This is a genomic window from Nitrososphaerota archaeon (genome assembly GCA_029785825.1).
Classification (GTDB): Archaea; Thermoproteota; Nitrososphaeria; order Nitrososphaerales; family Gagatemarchaeaceae; genus UBA183.
In genome coordinates, this window is record JAFLYY010000001.1 from 270,785 (window position 1) to 284,190 (window position 13,406).

13 protein-coding genes are annotated in these 13,406 nt (G+C 61.5%); 9 read left to right on the forward strand and 4 right to left on the reverse strand.

Annotated features, from left to right (window positions below):
- Positions 1 to 5 precede the first annotated feature (5 nt).
- From JRN21_01445 to JRN21_01455, 3 genes are all read right to left on the reverse strand, one after another.
- The gene (locus JRN21_01445) at positions 6 to 797 is read right to left on the reverse strand and encodes a sulfite exporter TauE/SafE family protein (protein ID MDG6987970.1); all 792 of its coding nucleotides are present in this window, start codon (positions 795 to 797) and stop codon (positions 6 to 8) included.
- A 347-nt stretch (positions 798 to 1,144) separates the two neighbouring features.
- Positions 1,145 to 2,203: a hypothetical protein gene (locus JRN21_01450; protein MDG6987971.1), complete on the reverse strand. Its 1,059-nt coding sequence runs from the start codon at positions 2,201 to 2,203 to the stop codon at positions 1,145 to 1,147.
- Between the two features lie 48 nt (positions 2,204 to 2,251).
- Positions 2,252 to 2,533 carry a hypothetical protein gene (locus JRN21_01455; GenBank protein MDG6987972.1) on the reverse strand — a complete coding sequence of 94 codons (282 nt, stop codon included), beginning with the start codon at positions 2,531 to 2,533 and terminating at the stop codon, positions 2,252 to 2,254.
- 63 nt (positions 2,534 to 2,596) lie between these two features.
- Here JRN21_01455 and JRN21_01460 point away from each other — a divergent pair, with 63 nt between their 5' ends.
- The 3 genes from JRN21_01460 (at position 2,597) to JRN21_01470 (ending at position 5,020) form a co-directional block, all read left to right on the forward strand.
- A complete protein-coding gene (locus JRN21_01460) occupies positions 2,597 to 3,781 on the forward strand; it encodes a class I tRNA ligase family protein (protein ID MDG6987973.1) in 1,185 nt (394 codons plus the stop codon).
- Between the two features lie 202 nt (positions 3,782 to 3,983).
- Complete coding sequence (locus JRN21_01465) at positions 3,984 to 4,508, forward strand: GNAT family N-acetyltransferase (protein ID MDG6987974.1); 525 nt, start codon at positions 3,984 to 3,986, stop codon at positions 4,506 to 4,508.
- Positions 4,505 to 5,020, forward strand: coding sequence for a hypothetical protein (locus JRN21_01470; GenBank protein ID MDG6987975.1), 516 nt, complete (start codon positions 4,505 to 4,507; stop codon positions 5,018 to 5,020). Before JRN21_01465 ends, JRN21_01470 begins: the two co-directional genes overlap by 4 nt.
- On the opposite strand, the gene JRN21_01475 is transcribed toward JRN21_01470, so the two are convergent.
- The gene (locus JRN21_01475; protein MDG6987976.1) at positions 5,017 to 5,397 is read right to left on the reverse strand and encodes a VOC family protein; all 381 of its coding nucleotides are present in this window, start codon (positions 5,395 to 5,397) and stop codon (positions 5,017 to 5,019) included. The genes JRN21_01470 and JRN21_01475 overlap by 4 nt on opposite strands.
- Positions 5,398 to 5,482: 85 nt before the next feature.
- Here JRN21_01475 and JRN21_01480 point away from each other — a divergent pair, with 85 nt between their 5' ends.
- The 6 genes from JRN21_01480 to JRN21_01505 all read left to right on the forward strand — a co-directional run bounded on the left by JRN21_01480 (position 5,483) and on the right by JRN21_01505 (position 13,253).
- Positions 5,483 to 6,028, forward strand: coding sequence for an NUDIX hydrolase (locus tag JRN21_01480; protein MDG6987977.1), 546 nt, complete (start codon positions 5,483 to 5,485; stop codon positions 6,026 to 6,028).
- Positions 6,029 to 6,220: 192 nt separating this feature from the next.
- Positions 6,221 to 7,714 (forward strand): MFS transporter, encoded by a 1,494-nt coding sequence (locus tag JRN21_01485; GenBank protein ID MDG6987978.1) that lies wholly within the window; start codon positions 6,221 to 6,223, stop codon positions 7,712 to 7,714.
- 25 nt (positions 7,715 to 7,739) lie between these two features.
- Positions 7,740 to 8,732, forward strand: a complete 993-nt coding sequence (locus JRN21_01490; GenBank protein MDG6987979.1) for a membrane dipeptidase — start codon at positions 7,740 to 7,742, stop codon at positions 8,730 to 8,732.
- Positions 8,733 to 8,779: 47 nt separating this feature from the next.
- Positions 8,780 to 10,171, forward strand: coding sequence for a serine hydrolase (locus tag JRN21_01495; protein ID MDG6987980.1), 1,392 nt, complete (start codon positions 8,780 to 8,782; stop codon positions 10,169 to 10,171).
- A gap of 119 nt (positions 10,172 to 10,290) precedes the next feature.
- A complete protein-coding gene (locus JRN21_01500; GenBank protein ID MDG6987981.1) occupies positions 10,291 to 11,964 on the forward strand; it encodes a B12-binding domain-containing radical SAM protein in 1,674 nt (557 codons plus the stop codon).
- Between the two features lie 101 nt (positions 11,965 to 12,065).
- Complete coding sequence (locus JRN21_01505; GenBank protein MDG6987982.1) at positions 12,066 to 13,253, forward strand: hypothetical protein; 1,188 nt, start codon at positions 12,066 to 12,068, stop codon at positions 13,251 to 13,253.
- Positions 13,254 to 13,406 lie beyond the last annotated feature (153 nt).

The window sequence follows — 13,406 nt, forward strand, 5'->3', positions numbered from 1 at the left end:
CCGAATCATACTCCGAGGGCCCTGATTATCATCTCGACCGCAGAGATTGCCAGCACTATTGCGAAAATCTTCCTGACTGTCGGGTTCCTCGCTCTCAACAGGAATCTGGTCCCAATGAAGGCGCCGATGAGGATCCCAATGGCGACGGGTGCGACGATGAAGGGGTTGACGTCACCCCTCGCAAAGTAGATGCCTGCACTCGCCGCCGCGGTGACGCCAATCATGAAGTTGGAGGTGGTCGTCGAGACCTTCATGGGGAGCTTCATCGCCAGGTCCATGGATAGGACCTTGAACGTCCCGCTCCCGATTCCCAGCAGCCCCGAGATGAGCCCGGCCGCGAACATGCCGACGAGGCCGCGCTCGGGTCTGGTGGCATTGTAGTTTATCGTCGACCCGTCTACCTCGGTGTAGGATCCCTGAAGCGATAGGCGCTTGGCGAGACCCACCAGTTCGGGGTTGGTGGGGATGTCCTCGCCAATCTGTCTGATTAGGGGGACTAGCGACACCAGCAGAATGCCCCCGAAAATGAGCTCAAGGAGGAAGGCATTGGTGTATGCCGCGATGGCCGCCCCGATGATCGCCCCCGCTGTCGTCGCCAGCTCTAGGAACATGCCGATACGCAGGTTAGTCATCTTGTCCTTGACATAGGTCGCGGCCGCTCCGCTGGACGTCGCTATGACCGAGACGATGCTGGCCCCAATGGCAAAGTGGATGTCCACCCCAAGTAGTATCGTAAGTATGGGGATGATTATCACGCCACCCCCGAGGCCCACGATCGACCCCAGCGCCCCCGCCATGATTGAGGCGAAGAAGACGATGATGAGAAATTCGAATCCTATCAACGAAAGTGCGTCCGTCTCGGGTGTAAAAACGAGTGGATTTACGCATTCCAAACCCAGGCAGACTCCAAGGGGTATCAGAGTCCGGTCGCCTTCCGGAGATGACAAACTCCCCCCGGCGGCCGCCTGCCGGCCGAAAGCGACCTCGAGCTTCACTCGGTCGTCTGCGGCCATGCGGCAGTCATCAAAGCATGTTCGGCGCTCCTCTGCGCGGGGTGGCAGACAGCCCCGAGCTGCAGAAGCGCGTCGATTTTAGCTGCCGCGCCTGCTGTGTTGGGCTTCCACATGAGGAAGCGCGGGCCGCTCTAGCCTACGAGCCTGCCCCCGGACACGACGGCCTTCCCGTCGACGGCGAGGGTTCCCTTCTTCACCTGGCCCCTGAAGCCGAAGCCGCTCAAGGAGAGCGACCCGGCCACGAACCTGTCCTGCCCCCACCCATATCCTAGCTTCGGGTTGAGCCCGAGGCTGAAGAAGTTGACCTTCCTCCGCCCGGGAGCCGACGACTCGACCAGCTTCTTCACCTTGGCACTCTCGGGCGACTCCCAGGATGCCAGCCTCCCTTTCTCGAACTGGAGCTTGATCTTGGATATCACCCCCAGCTCGGTCAGGGTGTCGGTGAACACGACTGTCCCCTCAGCGCTTTCAGGGTCCACTTCCTTTCCAACGAACCCGGGAGGGACATAAGCCATGTTGGCCCCTGCCTTTCTGTCCTCGTCGTCAACGCTTCCGTCCTCCGTCTGGAGTTCTCCTTTCAGCGAGAAGGTCATCCGCCCTCCCGCCGTGAGCAACTCTGCCTGGGCCCCGTCAGCGAGGGCAGGTGTAATCTTCCCGGCCGACGCCGACAGGCTGCCAAAATCAACTAGCGCCGCCTCGAGTTGGGCACGAACCAGGTCCTCCGCCCTCTTACCGAGGACCCGGGCAAGGTCCTTTCCCACATAGCCAAAAGAAAGCCTGGCTCCCCTGAGCCCCGCCTTCTCGGCGGCCTGGTACCATGAGGAGTTGTAGCGGGTGGACTTCACCCGCTCGCCAGGTTTCAGAGTCTTGGAATATGGCCCCAGCGCCTGACCAGGGATGAAGACATAGGCGTCGGTCGTTGAGAGAAGGCCGTGTTCGTTCCGCCCCATTGCGCCGACCGAGTCGTCCGGGGCCCTCCTGACGCCTTCTACGTAGGCCCTCTCGTCCTCGTAGACCAGAATCGCCGGGCACCCAAGGGCCCGGGCCTCCGCGAGCACCCGTCTGGCGAAGGGGATCCCGTTGTCCCACGACTCGACCGTGACGGAGTCCCCTTTCCTTACATGGAGGGTCTCCTTCAGGACCTTCTGTGCGACCTTCGTGTAGAGAGTCTCGAGTTTGTCTCCAGCCATGCCCTACCGGTCTGAACTCCACTATATACGGCGCGTTCTCGCCCTAGGTCAGTAGATCCAGGCCTGCAGGGGCCTTCTGAGGAGTTCCTTCAACGCCCCCTCCGCCGCCTCCACTCCGTTGACTTCCATTGTCCCTAACTTCCTCCCCGGGAACCCTCCTATTCCCACGGAGTAGGTCATGATGGTATATCTCAGGCCGAACCTGGTCACGAACACCAGGGCCCTCTTCCCCCCGTACCTCCCCACCAGCCTGACCCCGGAGTCCTGATCCAGGACCGTCAGTCTCTTCTTCAGCCCTGCGACTGAGGTCACCCTGTCCTCGTAGAACACGGGATGACGCTCCCCCTCCCTCATTCAAAAACAAATACCCGGGTCTTTGCGGTGGCTGGAGCGTTGAAGGGCACCCCTATGCTCTATGACACCCTGACCGGGCGGAAGAAGCCCCTCCGCCCCCTCGTCCCGCCCAAGGTGCGCATGTTCGTCTGTGGTCCGACGGTCCAGTCGGCGATTCACATGGGGCACGCCAGGACGTTCATCTATTTCGACGCCCTCGCGAAGTATCTGGGTCACCTCGGGTATGATGTCGAATTTCTCATGAACATAACAGACGTCGACGAGAGGGTAACCCGGGCCGCAGCCACGACCAGGGAGGACCCCTTGGCCTACTCGGAGAGGATGATCCGCTCCATGCTCGAAGACGTCAGGAACCTGAACATTACCTCGGTTTCCCGCTTCGAGCCGGTCTCTCGTCACTTCGACGAGGCGATCAGGCAGGTCGGGGTGCTGCTCGAAAAAGGGTTCGCCTACGAAGCAGACGGATGGGTCTACTTCGACACCACCAAGTTCACCCCATGGGGGCGCCTGTCCCACCAGTCCAAGCGCGACCTTTCCCTTCGGCCCCTTGAGCTCTCCCCCAGGAAGAGGAACCTGAACGACTTCGCGCTTTGGCGTCCTGAAGTCCTCGTCGAGGGGCGTTGGAAGAGCCCCTGGGGCCTGGGCTCCCCCGGCTGGCACATACAGGACACCGCCGTGACCGTCCCCATCCTGGGCGACCAGTACGACATCCACGGGGGGGCATACGAGCTGGTCTACCCCCACCACGAAGCAGAGATTGCCCAGGCCGAGTCTCTCACGGGCGCCAAGCCACTGGTCAAGCACTGGATGCACACCAACCTCCTCAAGGCCGACGGGCTGAAAATGTCGAAGTCCCTCGGCAACGCCGTCACTGTAAATGACGCCCTCGGGTCCACTACGGCGGACGAGATGAGGCTCACGTTCCTATCCATCCACTACCGGAGAGAGGCGGACTTCTCGGGGTTGGGCGCTGCTAGGGCGAGGCTCCGGACCATGAAGGCGGCAGCACGGGAGCTCGGCATGGGTGGAGAGGAGGGTGGGGACATGGTCCCCTTCGAGAACGCACTGAACGACGACTTCGACACTCCGCGTGCGGTCGACTGGGCAGAGCGGACGCTCAGGGCTGCCTCCAAGCGCTCCAACACGAAGGACGCGAGAGCAATGGCTGCGCCTGCCATAGAGGGGCTGAGGATCCTGGGGGTGGACCTCCTCGCGAGTCCCTGACCAGGCCGACGCCGAGCTGAACGAGCTCGGCTGGTGGTCGAAGTGGGCGAAGCTCAGGCGGCATGGGGACGGCTACCTGCTGCTTTCCAACGTCCTCAAGGAGCGGTTCTTCAACCGGGCAGGCTCGCTGTCCTGTCAGGGGGTAACGTCCACCACCGCCTGGGCCGAGCCTCTCTTCGCGCGAGTCCGTGCGCCCCCGACCATGCTCGTCTATGACTCGTGTGAGGCCGTCGAGCCCCTCCTCGCTTCGGGGTACAGGCAGTCTGATACCATGACTACGCTTTTTTCGAGGGGGCCGATAGGGCGGAGCGGCGATGGAACTCCCGTCGTCTCAACCGACCCCGGCAGGTGGGTGGCGGGGTACCTCAGTTCCTTCTACGGTACCACGGAACTGGCCGAGGCGCTTTCTCGAATCGTCTCCTCTCTTCTGGACGTGAAGTCTGTGACGCTAATGGAGTCGAGGGTCGGGGGACACACAGCCGGGGTCCTGGCTCTGTTCAGGACGCCAGGGGTGGTCGGCGCCTACTGCGTCGGCACGGTGCCCGAGCAAAGGGGACGGGGAGTCGCGACGGGACTCCTGGAGAAGGCGAAGGAGGTTGCCGACTCCGAAGGGAGGGCGCTCATCTTGCAGACGCTCGCTTCGGACGGCGTGCTAGGGTTCTACGTCGACAGAGGGTTCGAGATTATGTACGCGAAGAGGATGCTGGAGAAAAAAAGGCTCAAATGACCAACGAGCAGCAGGACAATGTCGTGGACCTGGGTGTAGCGATAGAGAGGAGTTCGGCGATAGGCCACCACCCGTTCACGAGCGTCTTCGTGGGGTTCGAAAAGGTGCGCGCGGTCAAGGCTATCTTCGGGAAAGAAACTTCTGAAGTCCTCCGAGCGTTGTCTGTTGAGGTAGCCGAGGGGAGAGGGTACATGAAAATCAACGACCACGCTGGGTCCATAGTTGTGAGTGCGAAATACCTCAGGGAGGGCAAGGAAGTCGACGTCTACCTTGACGTGATACACGAGCTGGTCCACATCCGCCAGCACAGGGAGGGCAAGGAACTCTGGGACAAGAAATTCGAATATGTTGACAGGCCCACCGAGATAGAGGCCTACAAGGCAGCGGTCAAGGAGGCCCGCAGGCTTGGGTTGGACGAGAAACAGGTCGCAGACTATCTCTTGGTAGAGTGGATTCCCCAGGAGGTCTTCGAACGCTTCCTGAAGAACGTCGGAGTGAAGCCTCGGGCCTAGGGTCCGAGAAGCTCGATCCAGACTCCGTCGGGGTCCTTCACATACACTTCTGTCCCCTTCGACTCCCCTGGGGTCACAGCCGGCGTCGCGCCCTTGCTGAGGAGCAGGTCGTACGCCTTCTTCACGTCTTTCACCCTGAACGCCAGGTGGTCCAGCTCTTCTCCGACTGCGTATTCCGTGTAGAACCGGGACCCTTCGGGGTACCAGTTCAGCTCGAGGGTCTGGTCCGAGCCCTTCCCCCTGAGTTGCACCCACTTTCCCCCGTGGGGCATGGTGCCACTACCAGTGACCTTCATCCCGATTGCTTTCATGTAAAACTCCTGCGATCTCCTGAGGTCTCTGACCCTGATTCCGCTATAGTAGAATCTGAAGTCCACCCCAGGCGCAGGGTAAGCGCCTGATAAAAGGTCGAACTCCAAGCCCGGCAAAAAACAAAAAGGAGACGGTCGGGCAGGCTCCCGTATGGCTACCGAGCAACGACGGTTCTGCCGCTTCGCGCGGAGCGTCCCCGAGGCGGGACTCGAACCCATCTATACGACGGAGATTCCCGAGGGCGGGTTCTGCCTTTCCACTTTCCTTGCTATCACCGACGGGGAGGGTCGGGTCTTGATGGGGCTCCTGAACCCGGAGGCAGACTGGGCCCGCATCGGCGCCCTGGACGCCGACCGCGCGAAGATCCACGGCAAAAGGTGGATGCTCCCGTCGTCCCATCTCATGTTGTACGAGTCCCCTCAGGAATCCGCCCAAAGGATCCTGAAGGAGCAGCTCGGGATGGAGCTAGAGCTGTCGGGGCCGACCGCGCTGGCAGAGGTATGGTCCCCCGGGAGGTTCCCTGGCCAAAGGCACTGGGACCTCGAGTTCATTTTCAAGGGAAAAGTCCCGAATGGTACCTCTCCGAGCCACGAGGCCTGGAGGGAGCTGAGGTTCATAGACACGGGGAAGACCCCGAGGGCCGAGATCGCCCGTTCTCACGACGACGTGTTAGTGAACGCCGGCTTCAAGTTCTGAGCCGAGACCCCAGGCGGCCGGCCAGTATTCACCACGCCGATGCACCTCGGATCTCTTTGAGAGGCGCTGGATGTTCCGGCCGCCGGCGCTTGCGCGCCCTTGGCGAGCGCATGCCTGACCTTCGCCCGGGACAGTTTCAAATACAGGGTCGGGAGCGAGGGGCGAAATCTCCCCAGAGGACCTTGTGGTAGCATGGAGTACAAGTGGAAAGCGCTTTCGGTCACGTCGCTGGGCGCCCTAATGGCTGCCGTGGACAGCACCGTCGTGCTCCTTGCCCTCTTCCCGATGGCAGCAGACCTGAAGTCTGACTTCGTGACTATGATTTGGGTGATCGTAGCCTACCTTGTCGTCAACACCGCCCTCGTCCTCAGTCTCGGGAGGCTCGCCGACATGTACGGTAGAAAGCGCCTTTACAACGTGGGGTTCGTGATATTCACTGCCGGGTCTGCCCTCTGCGGCCTGGCCCCGACTGGGCTGACGCTTGTCGCCTTCCGGGTGGTCCAGGGGACCGGGGCCGCCCTCATAACTTCGAACGCCTTCGCCATCCTGTCTGAGGCCTTCCCGCGCAACGAGACTGGTCGGGCGTTCGGCCTGCAGGCGGTCGTCTGGGGCCTGGGGAACGTCCTCGGGATCATCCTCGGAGGCGTCATAATCACTTTCACCTCCTGGAGGTGGATTTTCCTGATCAACGTCCCCATAGGGATCTTCGCCACGGTGTGGGCCTACAGAACCCTCAGGACGGTCAAGCCGCTGGGGCAGCGGGGCTCCTTCGACGTCCCCGCCGCCGCGACCTTCACCGCCGGGCTCCTCTCCCTGCTTGTCGGGATAAGCTGGGGGCTGCTCTACGCCTGGCATGACGCCATAACGATAGGCGCCCTCGTGCTCTCGCCCGCCTTCTTCGCCGCTTTCGTCGCCTGGGAGGTCAAGTACAGCAAAGACCCCATACTGGATCTCGCTTTCTTCAGGAACAGGACCTTCGCGTTTTCGATCTTTGCGGCCTTGTTCCAGTCCCTGGCGTTCTTCAGCGTCAACTTCCTCCTCCTGTTCTATCTCGAAGGGATAGCCGGCCTTCCGGTGCTCACTGCGTCTTATCTAATCATACCATTCGCAGTCGCGGGGGCGATAATCGGTCCCCTGGGAGGAGCGCTCTCAGACAGGTTCGGTTTCCGGCGGATCTCTGCCGTGGGTCTCCTCATCACTGCGGCTTCCCTTTTTCTTTTCAGCCGGCTTGTGGTGAACACCACGCTCCTCCAGATAGGGGTCTTGGAAGCGTTTTCGGGGGTGGGGCTCGCGTTCTTCTGGCCTTCGAACACGTCTGCGATCATGTCTTCGACCCCACCTGACAAGTACGGCGTTGGGTCCGGGGCAATGAACACCTTCAGGAACACGGGGATGATCTTGAGCTTCGCCCTCTCTCTGACGGCTGCGACCGCGGTCATTCCGGCCCGGATAGTCTATCAGCTCTTCATAGGGAACCTCTCGGGGAAGCTTTCCCCCGCCTACGCCAGCTCGTACCTCTCCGGCCAGAGCTTCGCCTTCGAGATATCGGCGTTTCTGGTCCTTGTCGCCCTGGCGTTCGTCCTCCTGAGCGGCGAACGTAGGGGGTGGTCGCACGGGGACGCCGGAAGTAAAGAGTCTGTCCGGACGCCGGCCGACGCGCCCCTCGAAGCCCCTGAGAGCGGTTAAATCCGTTCTCGGGGACGAGACTGGTATGGTCGTAGACCTCCACGAAGACATAGGCTACTATTATCTGATGGGTGGCTCCACGCCGTTCGACCAGAACCTCAGGGGCCGCCAGGCCGACATCCCGAAATACAAGGCAGCCGGGATGAAGGTCGTCCTGGGTTCCATCTTCCCTATGGTCGGGAGCCTGAACAGAAGGAAGATCGACGCCATGCAGAAGATGTATGGATACTGGTCTTCGTCGTCGGCGCTTGTAGCCCCCCGTGACGTAGCCATCGAACTGATCAAGATCTACTACTCGCTTGAAGAGCTCTATCCTGACCACCTCAAGATAGTGAGGACGAAGGAGGATTTGGAGTCCCTGGGGAAGAGGGTGGGGATCGTTCTGCACATCGAAGGATGCGAAGCTCTGGGCGAGCCTGAAGACCTCAGGGTGTTCTTCAACCTGGGAGTCCGTTCCATAGGACTGACCTGGAACTACGACAACAAATTCGCAGCCTCTTGCCTCTCCACCAAGGACTACGGGCTCACCGGCGAAGGCGAAGCTCTCGTCGCGCTGGCAGACAAGCTCGGCGTCATGGTCGACCTTTCGCATGCCTCGCCGAAGACGTCGTCCGACGCGCTGAACGTCGCCGTCCTCTCACCCTTCTTCAGCCACTCCGACTCAGCAGGAGTACAGTCCAACCGGAGAAACATCTCGGACGACCTGGTACGCGAGACTGGAAGGAGGGGCGGAATAGTCGGGCTCACCTTCATCCGGAGCTGCATCGGTCGTCCGTTCACCGCCGCTAGGCTCGCGGATCACGCCAAGCGCTTCGTCAAGGTCGGCGGCCCGGCCGCACCCGCCCTGGGGACCGACTTTCTGGGTATGTCGAGAGCCCCTGAGGGGATGGGCGACATATCAAGGGTGGGGAAGTTCCGGAGAGCCCTGGTCGAAGCGGGGATCCCTACAGGCCAAGCGGAAGCGATCATGCACGCCAATGCCTACAGGTTCATCATAGAACACTCGTCGCACTGGTGAGCTGCGACCGCGGCACATCTTTTAAGCTGAAACCTGCAACTCCTCCCATGGTAGCTTTCGACGCCCAGAGGTTCGACGACCTGGTCTTCGCGAAGATGAGCGAGACCAAGATTCCCAGCGTGTCTGCAGCGGTCATTAATGACGGGGAGCTGGTGCACGCGAGGGGTTTCGGATGGAAGGACGCCACAGGCGCCAGCCCAGCGACCCCGCGGACACTCTACGGCATAGGCTCCGTCACAAAGTCATTCGTCGCCCTCGCTGTCGGCAAGCTCGTCGAATCAGGCAATATGGACTTCCACGACCCGATAACCAAGTTCGTCCCGCTCAAGCAAAGGGCTTGGGAAGGGGTCGAGATCCACCATCTGCTCTCCCACACGAGCGGGATTCCGGGGTTGGGGTCTCTCGAGGTCATCCTATTCAGCGCGTTCAGGGAGTACCACCACTGGCTCCCCATAGCCAGCTTCGACGACATGGCCTCCTTCTTGGACGGCGTTGACGACTGGGCCGTGTCCAGGCCGGGAGTGAAGATGCACTACCTCAACGAGGGGTTCGTCCTCCTGGGCGAGGCGATATCGAGGGCGAGCGGCCGCCGCTGGTTCGACTACCTCCGGTCTGAAATCCTGGCGCCGCTGGAAATGAAGAGGACCTTCCTCGACAAGCTGGACATCTCGGCTGACATCGACGTCGCTACCCCCTACGCCATAAGAGGCGCGAAGTTGACGCCCACCCCAGTCCCCTATGGCAGCGACGCGGCAGGGGGGATCATGAGCTGCGCCGCCGACCTTTCGAACTATGTGACCATGTTAATCAACGGCGGGGAGTTCAAAGGGAAGAGAGTGATCTCCATGGATACCCTCTCAAAGATGGAAGCGCCCTACGCGAAGTGGCCCATCGAAAACTACGGGGGCGACTCCTATGGCTACGGGCTCCTGACGATCCCGGACTTCCACGGACACAAGATCGTCCGTCATGGGGGCTCGGTGGACGTCTACACCTCAGACATGGAGTACGTCCGGGACACAGGGTCAGGAGTCGTGCTGCTGTCGAACGGCACCGGATACAGCATGGGTCTTCTTGGAATGTCCGCGGTATCCCTCCTACTGGGAGTCAACCCAGGCGAGCTGAGGGCAGTCAAGCTGGAAAGACTACTCAAGAAACTGGAGGGCCAATACATGACCTACAAGGGCACGCTCGTCGCCGAAGTGAAGAGGGTCGGGAGCTTTCTCATGCTCTCCGGGGAGGATATAGGCAACAACGTCGTACTCGTCCCTGACGGCGAGGAGGGGGACGAGGCGCGGTTCTTCACCCTCGAAGGGGCCGCGAGGATGGAGGTCGTCTTCAAATTCGACCAGCACGGGGTTGAGCTGTTCTTCGAGAGGTACAGGTACCGGAGGTCGGGTCCCATGCCGCCTCGCGTTGAGACCACGTGGCCGAGCTGATGCCATGGCAAAGGCCGTGGTCAACGGGGGAGCGGCAAAGCAGGCGGGACTTCTCGGGCTTCGCACGGCTGTACTGTAGGGCTTTTTAGTCACCCCGACACTCGAGAGGCCGTGACGGAATGGCCCGGTTCGTTCTCGTCTCTGACGTCACTCTCTCCCGAAGCTACAGGAATGTCCCTCTGCTCGATTTCCTAGCGAGCGCGCCTTCCGACACCATCCCCTGTTCTCTGTACTCATTCCTTAGGGGCCCGCCCCCGCCCGCGGTAGGAGGGAGAGCGGCGGTCGCCCCCTACGCGGTCAGGAAGCTGGAGGCTGCCCTCCTGAACGACCACACAGAGGCCGAAGTGGTCGTGGCCCAGGAGGAGCACCTGGCGGATTTCGTAGGAGACGACACCGAGGTCATCGGGGTGTCCACCATGGACCCCCTCGGCCTGGGGCCCCTCACCATGTCCTACGCCGTCTTCTTCGAGACCGCGGCCCCAGCCTACGTGCAGAAAGATTTCGAGGGACTTGTGTCCCGGATCAACGCGGCGAGGAAGGGGAAGAAGGCGAAGCTGCTCGTGGGCGGCCCCGGCGTCTGGGAGCTCACGGTCAGGCCCGAAGAGCTGGAGCGGAACCACATCGACTACGCGTTTCAGGGGGAGGCGGACGACATCGCCTCAGACCTCTTCAGGTACGTGACGGAAGGCGGCGGGGAGAACACCGAATTCTTCAGAGGCTACCAGACCTTCAACGAGGCGTTCCGGAGAGAGTGGGAGCCCAGCTCGAGGTTCGTCAGCAGGTACCCGTTCTCCAAGCAGTTCCCTTCCATTGAAGAGATACCTGAAATCGTCAACCCCACGGTGAAGGGGATGGTAGAGGTCATGCGCGGGTGCGGGGTCGGGTGCGACTTCTGCGAGGTAACCCTGAGACCCCTGAGGTACTATCCTCCCGAGAAGGTGCGGAAGGAGATAAGCGTGAACGCGAGGGCGGGGATGGGGAACGCATGGCTGCACAGCGACGAGATATTCGCTTACCAGCACGGGCGGAACTACGTCCCCAACGAAGACGCCCTTATGGACCTCCTCACGACCGTGATGACGACTCGGGGGATGGGTCACACCAACCCTACCCACGGCCGGATCTCGATTCCGGCCGCTTACCCTGACCTTATGAGGAAGGTGTCAGGGGCGATCCGTTCGGGGCCCGACAACTGGATAGGCGTTCAGGTCGGGATAGAGACAGGGAGCGACAGGCTCGCCGCCAAACATATGCCCAACAAGACCTTGCCGCTGAAGGTCGGCCCCGATGGCTCGTGGTCCGACATCGTCTGGAGAGGGACCTATATCATGAACAAGTACTACTGGAGGCCCGCATTCACCGTCCAGGTGGGACAGGCTGGGGAGACCTCGGAGGATAACTGGGAGACTGTAGCTCTGATCAACAGGATGAGCAGCTCGACACTCGAAAATGGGGTGCCATTCGAGTTCACCGTCACCCCAATGCAGAATGTCCCCCTGGGGCTCCTGAAAAGCAGAGACTTCGGCTCGGTGAAACTGGACCCGTCGCAGCTGGCAGTCTATTACGCGGCCTACAGGCACCTGGCGAAGATGGCCGCGAGGAACGCTTCGCACGCTTCCAGCGAAACTGGACTTGCCTCGAGGTATGTCGCCGGCGCCCTCATCGGGGTCGGCGGGCGGGTGATGTTCGGGCTGGTACGTTCGGTGTGTAAGAAGGGCGGGCTGGACATAGAGAAGGCAGCCGCCTACGGCCTATCCGGAGGGCCGCACCAGCCTCTGGTCGTGGCGAAGTAACCCTCGCCGGCGCCGCCCGGGGAGATACCTTCGACGTTCGGAGAAGTGTGATGGCAACCCGTCAACGGTTTTAAGGACTTGGGGCCGGCCGGCCCTAACGCATGAGGGCCATGGCGTTCAACAACTATGACACGCAGTCCCGAGCGAGGGTGAAGGGGGACAAGAACACCTCGGCGTCGGACTTTCGCAGGCTGCTGGGGAAGACCGGGGGTTCCCTTGCTGGAGCCAGATCCCTGAAGGCTAATCTGAACGGCGTGGTGATCGAGCTCGTCACCAACAGCCCTCACCAGGCGGAGTTCTGGCAGAACAATTGGTGGGCGGCTGATGGCGGCCACGTTCAGGCCAGGATCTATTCGGCGGTCGGTGTCGAGGGGATGGAGCCCTCGGCGTATTACTCCCCGGAGCTCCGCTCCGCGCTCTTCGTGAACACCGAATATTATGGGCAGTGCAAGTCCTGGGCGCTGGGGATCGTGGCCGCCATCCTCGAAAGGGAGTCCAACACGCTCTCGATACATGGGGCGACCGCCCTTCACAGGGGGCGGGGGGTCGTCATCATCGCACCCACGGGGACCGGCAAGACGACCCAGTCCTTCCTCATCTTCATGAACGGCGAAGGAAAGATATGCGGTGACGACTGGGCCTACGTCCGGTTCCCCGACCCTCTACCGGACGACCCGACGGATGACCTGGTGGCCAGACAGCCCGAGAGGTCGTTGTACATGAGGACGGAATCCCAGAAGGAGCAGGGCTGGCTGAGGGGCGTCTTCGACAGGTCCACCAACGAAAACGTCACGACGAGGAAGGAAGATTGCGACTACGTGGAGGGGGCTGAACTATGCTCCACCACGCGCCAAAGGTGCGTCTTCAACGAGGGGATGGGGTGGTGCTACTACGCCTTCGGCAATTCAAGGGTCTTGGTCAGGAGAGAGGACATACTGGGCGCGAGCAAGGTGGTGAACGAGGTGCCGATCAACCTCGTCGTGCTTTTGAGGAGGGACGACCACAGCCCGGCCGAAGCCAGGCTTTCGCCCGGAGATGCGATAGGCGTCCTGAGAAGGGGAGAGTACATGGTGCTGCCGGGGGCGGGGCCGAAGGAGAAGTGGGGGACGACGTCGTATGAACCCTGGTACAATCCGTACCTCCTGGAGAGGGATGACGACAGGCAGGCCGCATTCTTCCGACTGATGTTCGAGAAGTGGAAGGTCCCATGTGTCATACTGAACACCGGCGTGGAGGGGCCCCAGCAGAGCCACGAAAGGATAGTCGCCGCCCTCGAGACCTCCCGGTAGGTCTGCGTCGACACACCGACTGCGCCGAGAGGAGGAACTGCCTCTATGTCCAGGCCCGATTCTGTAGTCCAGGCGATTATCCTGCGCGGCACGCTCCGCCCCCGCGCCCCGAGGTCGAGGTCCTCCGCTCTGCATATCTAGCCCCCGGAGCAG

What these genes read in the sequence shown, in the direction of transcription:
- JRN21_01445 (MDG6987970.1), bottom strand. Translation starts at nt 797, where the DNA reads ATGGCGGGGGCGCTGGGGTCGATCGTGGGCCTCGGGGGTGGCGTGATA.
- JRN21_01450 (MDG6987971.1), bottom strand. Translation starts at nt 2,203, where the DNA reads ATGGCTGGAGACAAACTCGAGACTCTCTACACGAAGGTCGCACAGAAG.
- JRN21_01465 (MDG6987974.1), top strand. Translation starts at nt 3,984, where the DNA reads ATGCTCGTCTATGACTCGTGTGAGGCCGTCGAGCCCCTCCTCGCTTCG.
- JRN21_01470 (MDG6987975.1), top strand. Translation starts at nt 4,505, where the DNA reads ATGACCAACGAGCAGCAGGACAATGTCGTGGACCTGGGTGTAGCGATA.
- JRN21_01480 (MDG6987977.1), top strand. Translation starts at nt 5,483, where the DNA reads ATGGCTACCGAGCAACGACGGTTCTGCCGCTTCGCGCGGAGCGTCCCC.
- JRN21_01485 (MDG6987978.1), top strand. Translation starts at nt 6,221, where the DNA reads ATGGAGTACAAGTGGAAAGCGCTTTCGGTCACGTCGCTGGGCGCCCTA.
- JRN21_01490 (MDG6987979.1), top strand. Translation starts at nt 7,740, where the DNA reads ATGGTCGTAGACCTCCACGAAGACATAGGCTACTATTATCTGATGGGT.
- JRN21_01495 (MDG6987980.1), top strand. Translation starts at nt 8,780, where the DNA reads ATGGTAGCTTTCGACGCCCAGAGGTTCGACGACCTGGTCTTCGCGAAG.
- JRN21_01500 (MDG6987981.1), top strand. Translation starts at nt 10,291, where the DNA reads ATGGCCCGGTTCGTTCTCGTCTCTGACGTCACTCTCTCCCGAAGCTAC.
- JRN21_01505 (MDG6987982.1), top strand. Translation starts at nt 12,066, where the DNA reads ATGAGGGCCATGGCGTTCAACAACTATGACACGCAGTCCCGAGCGAGG.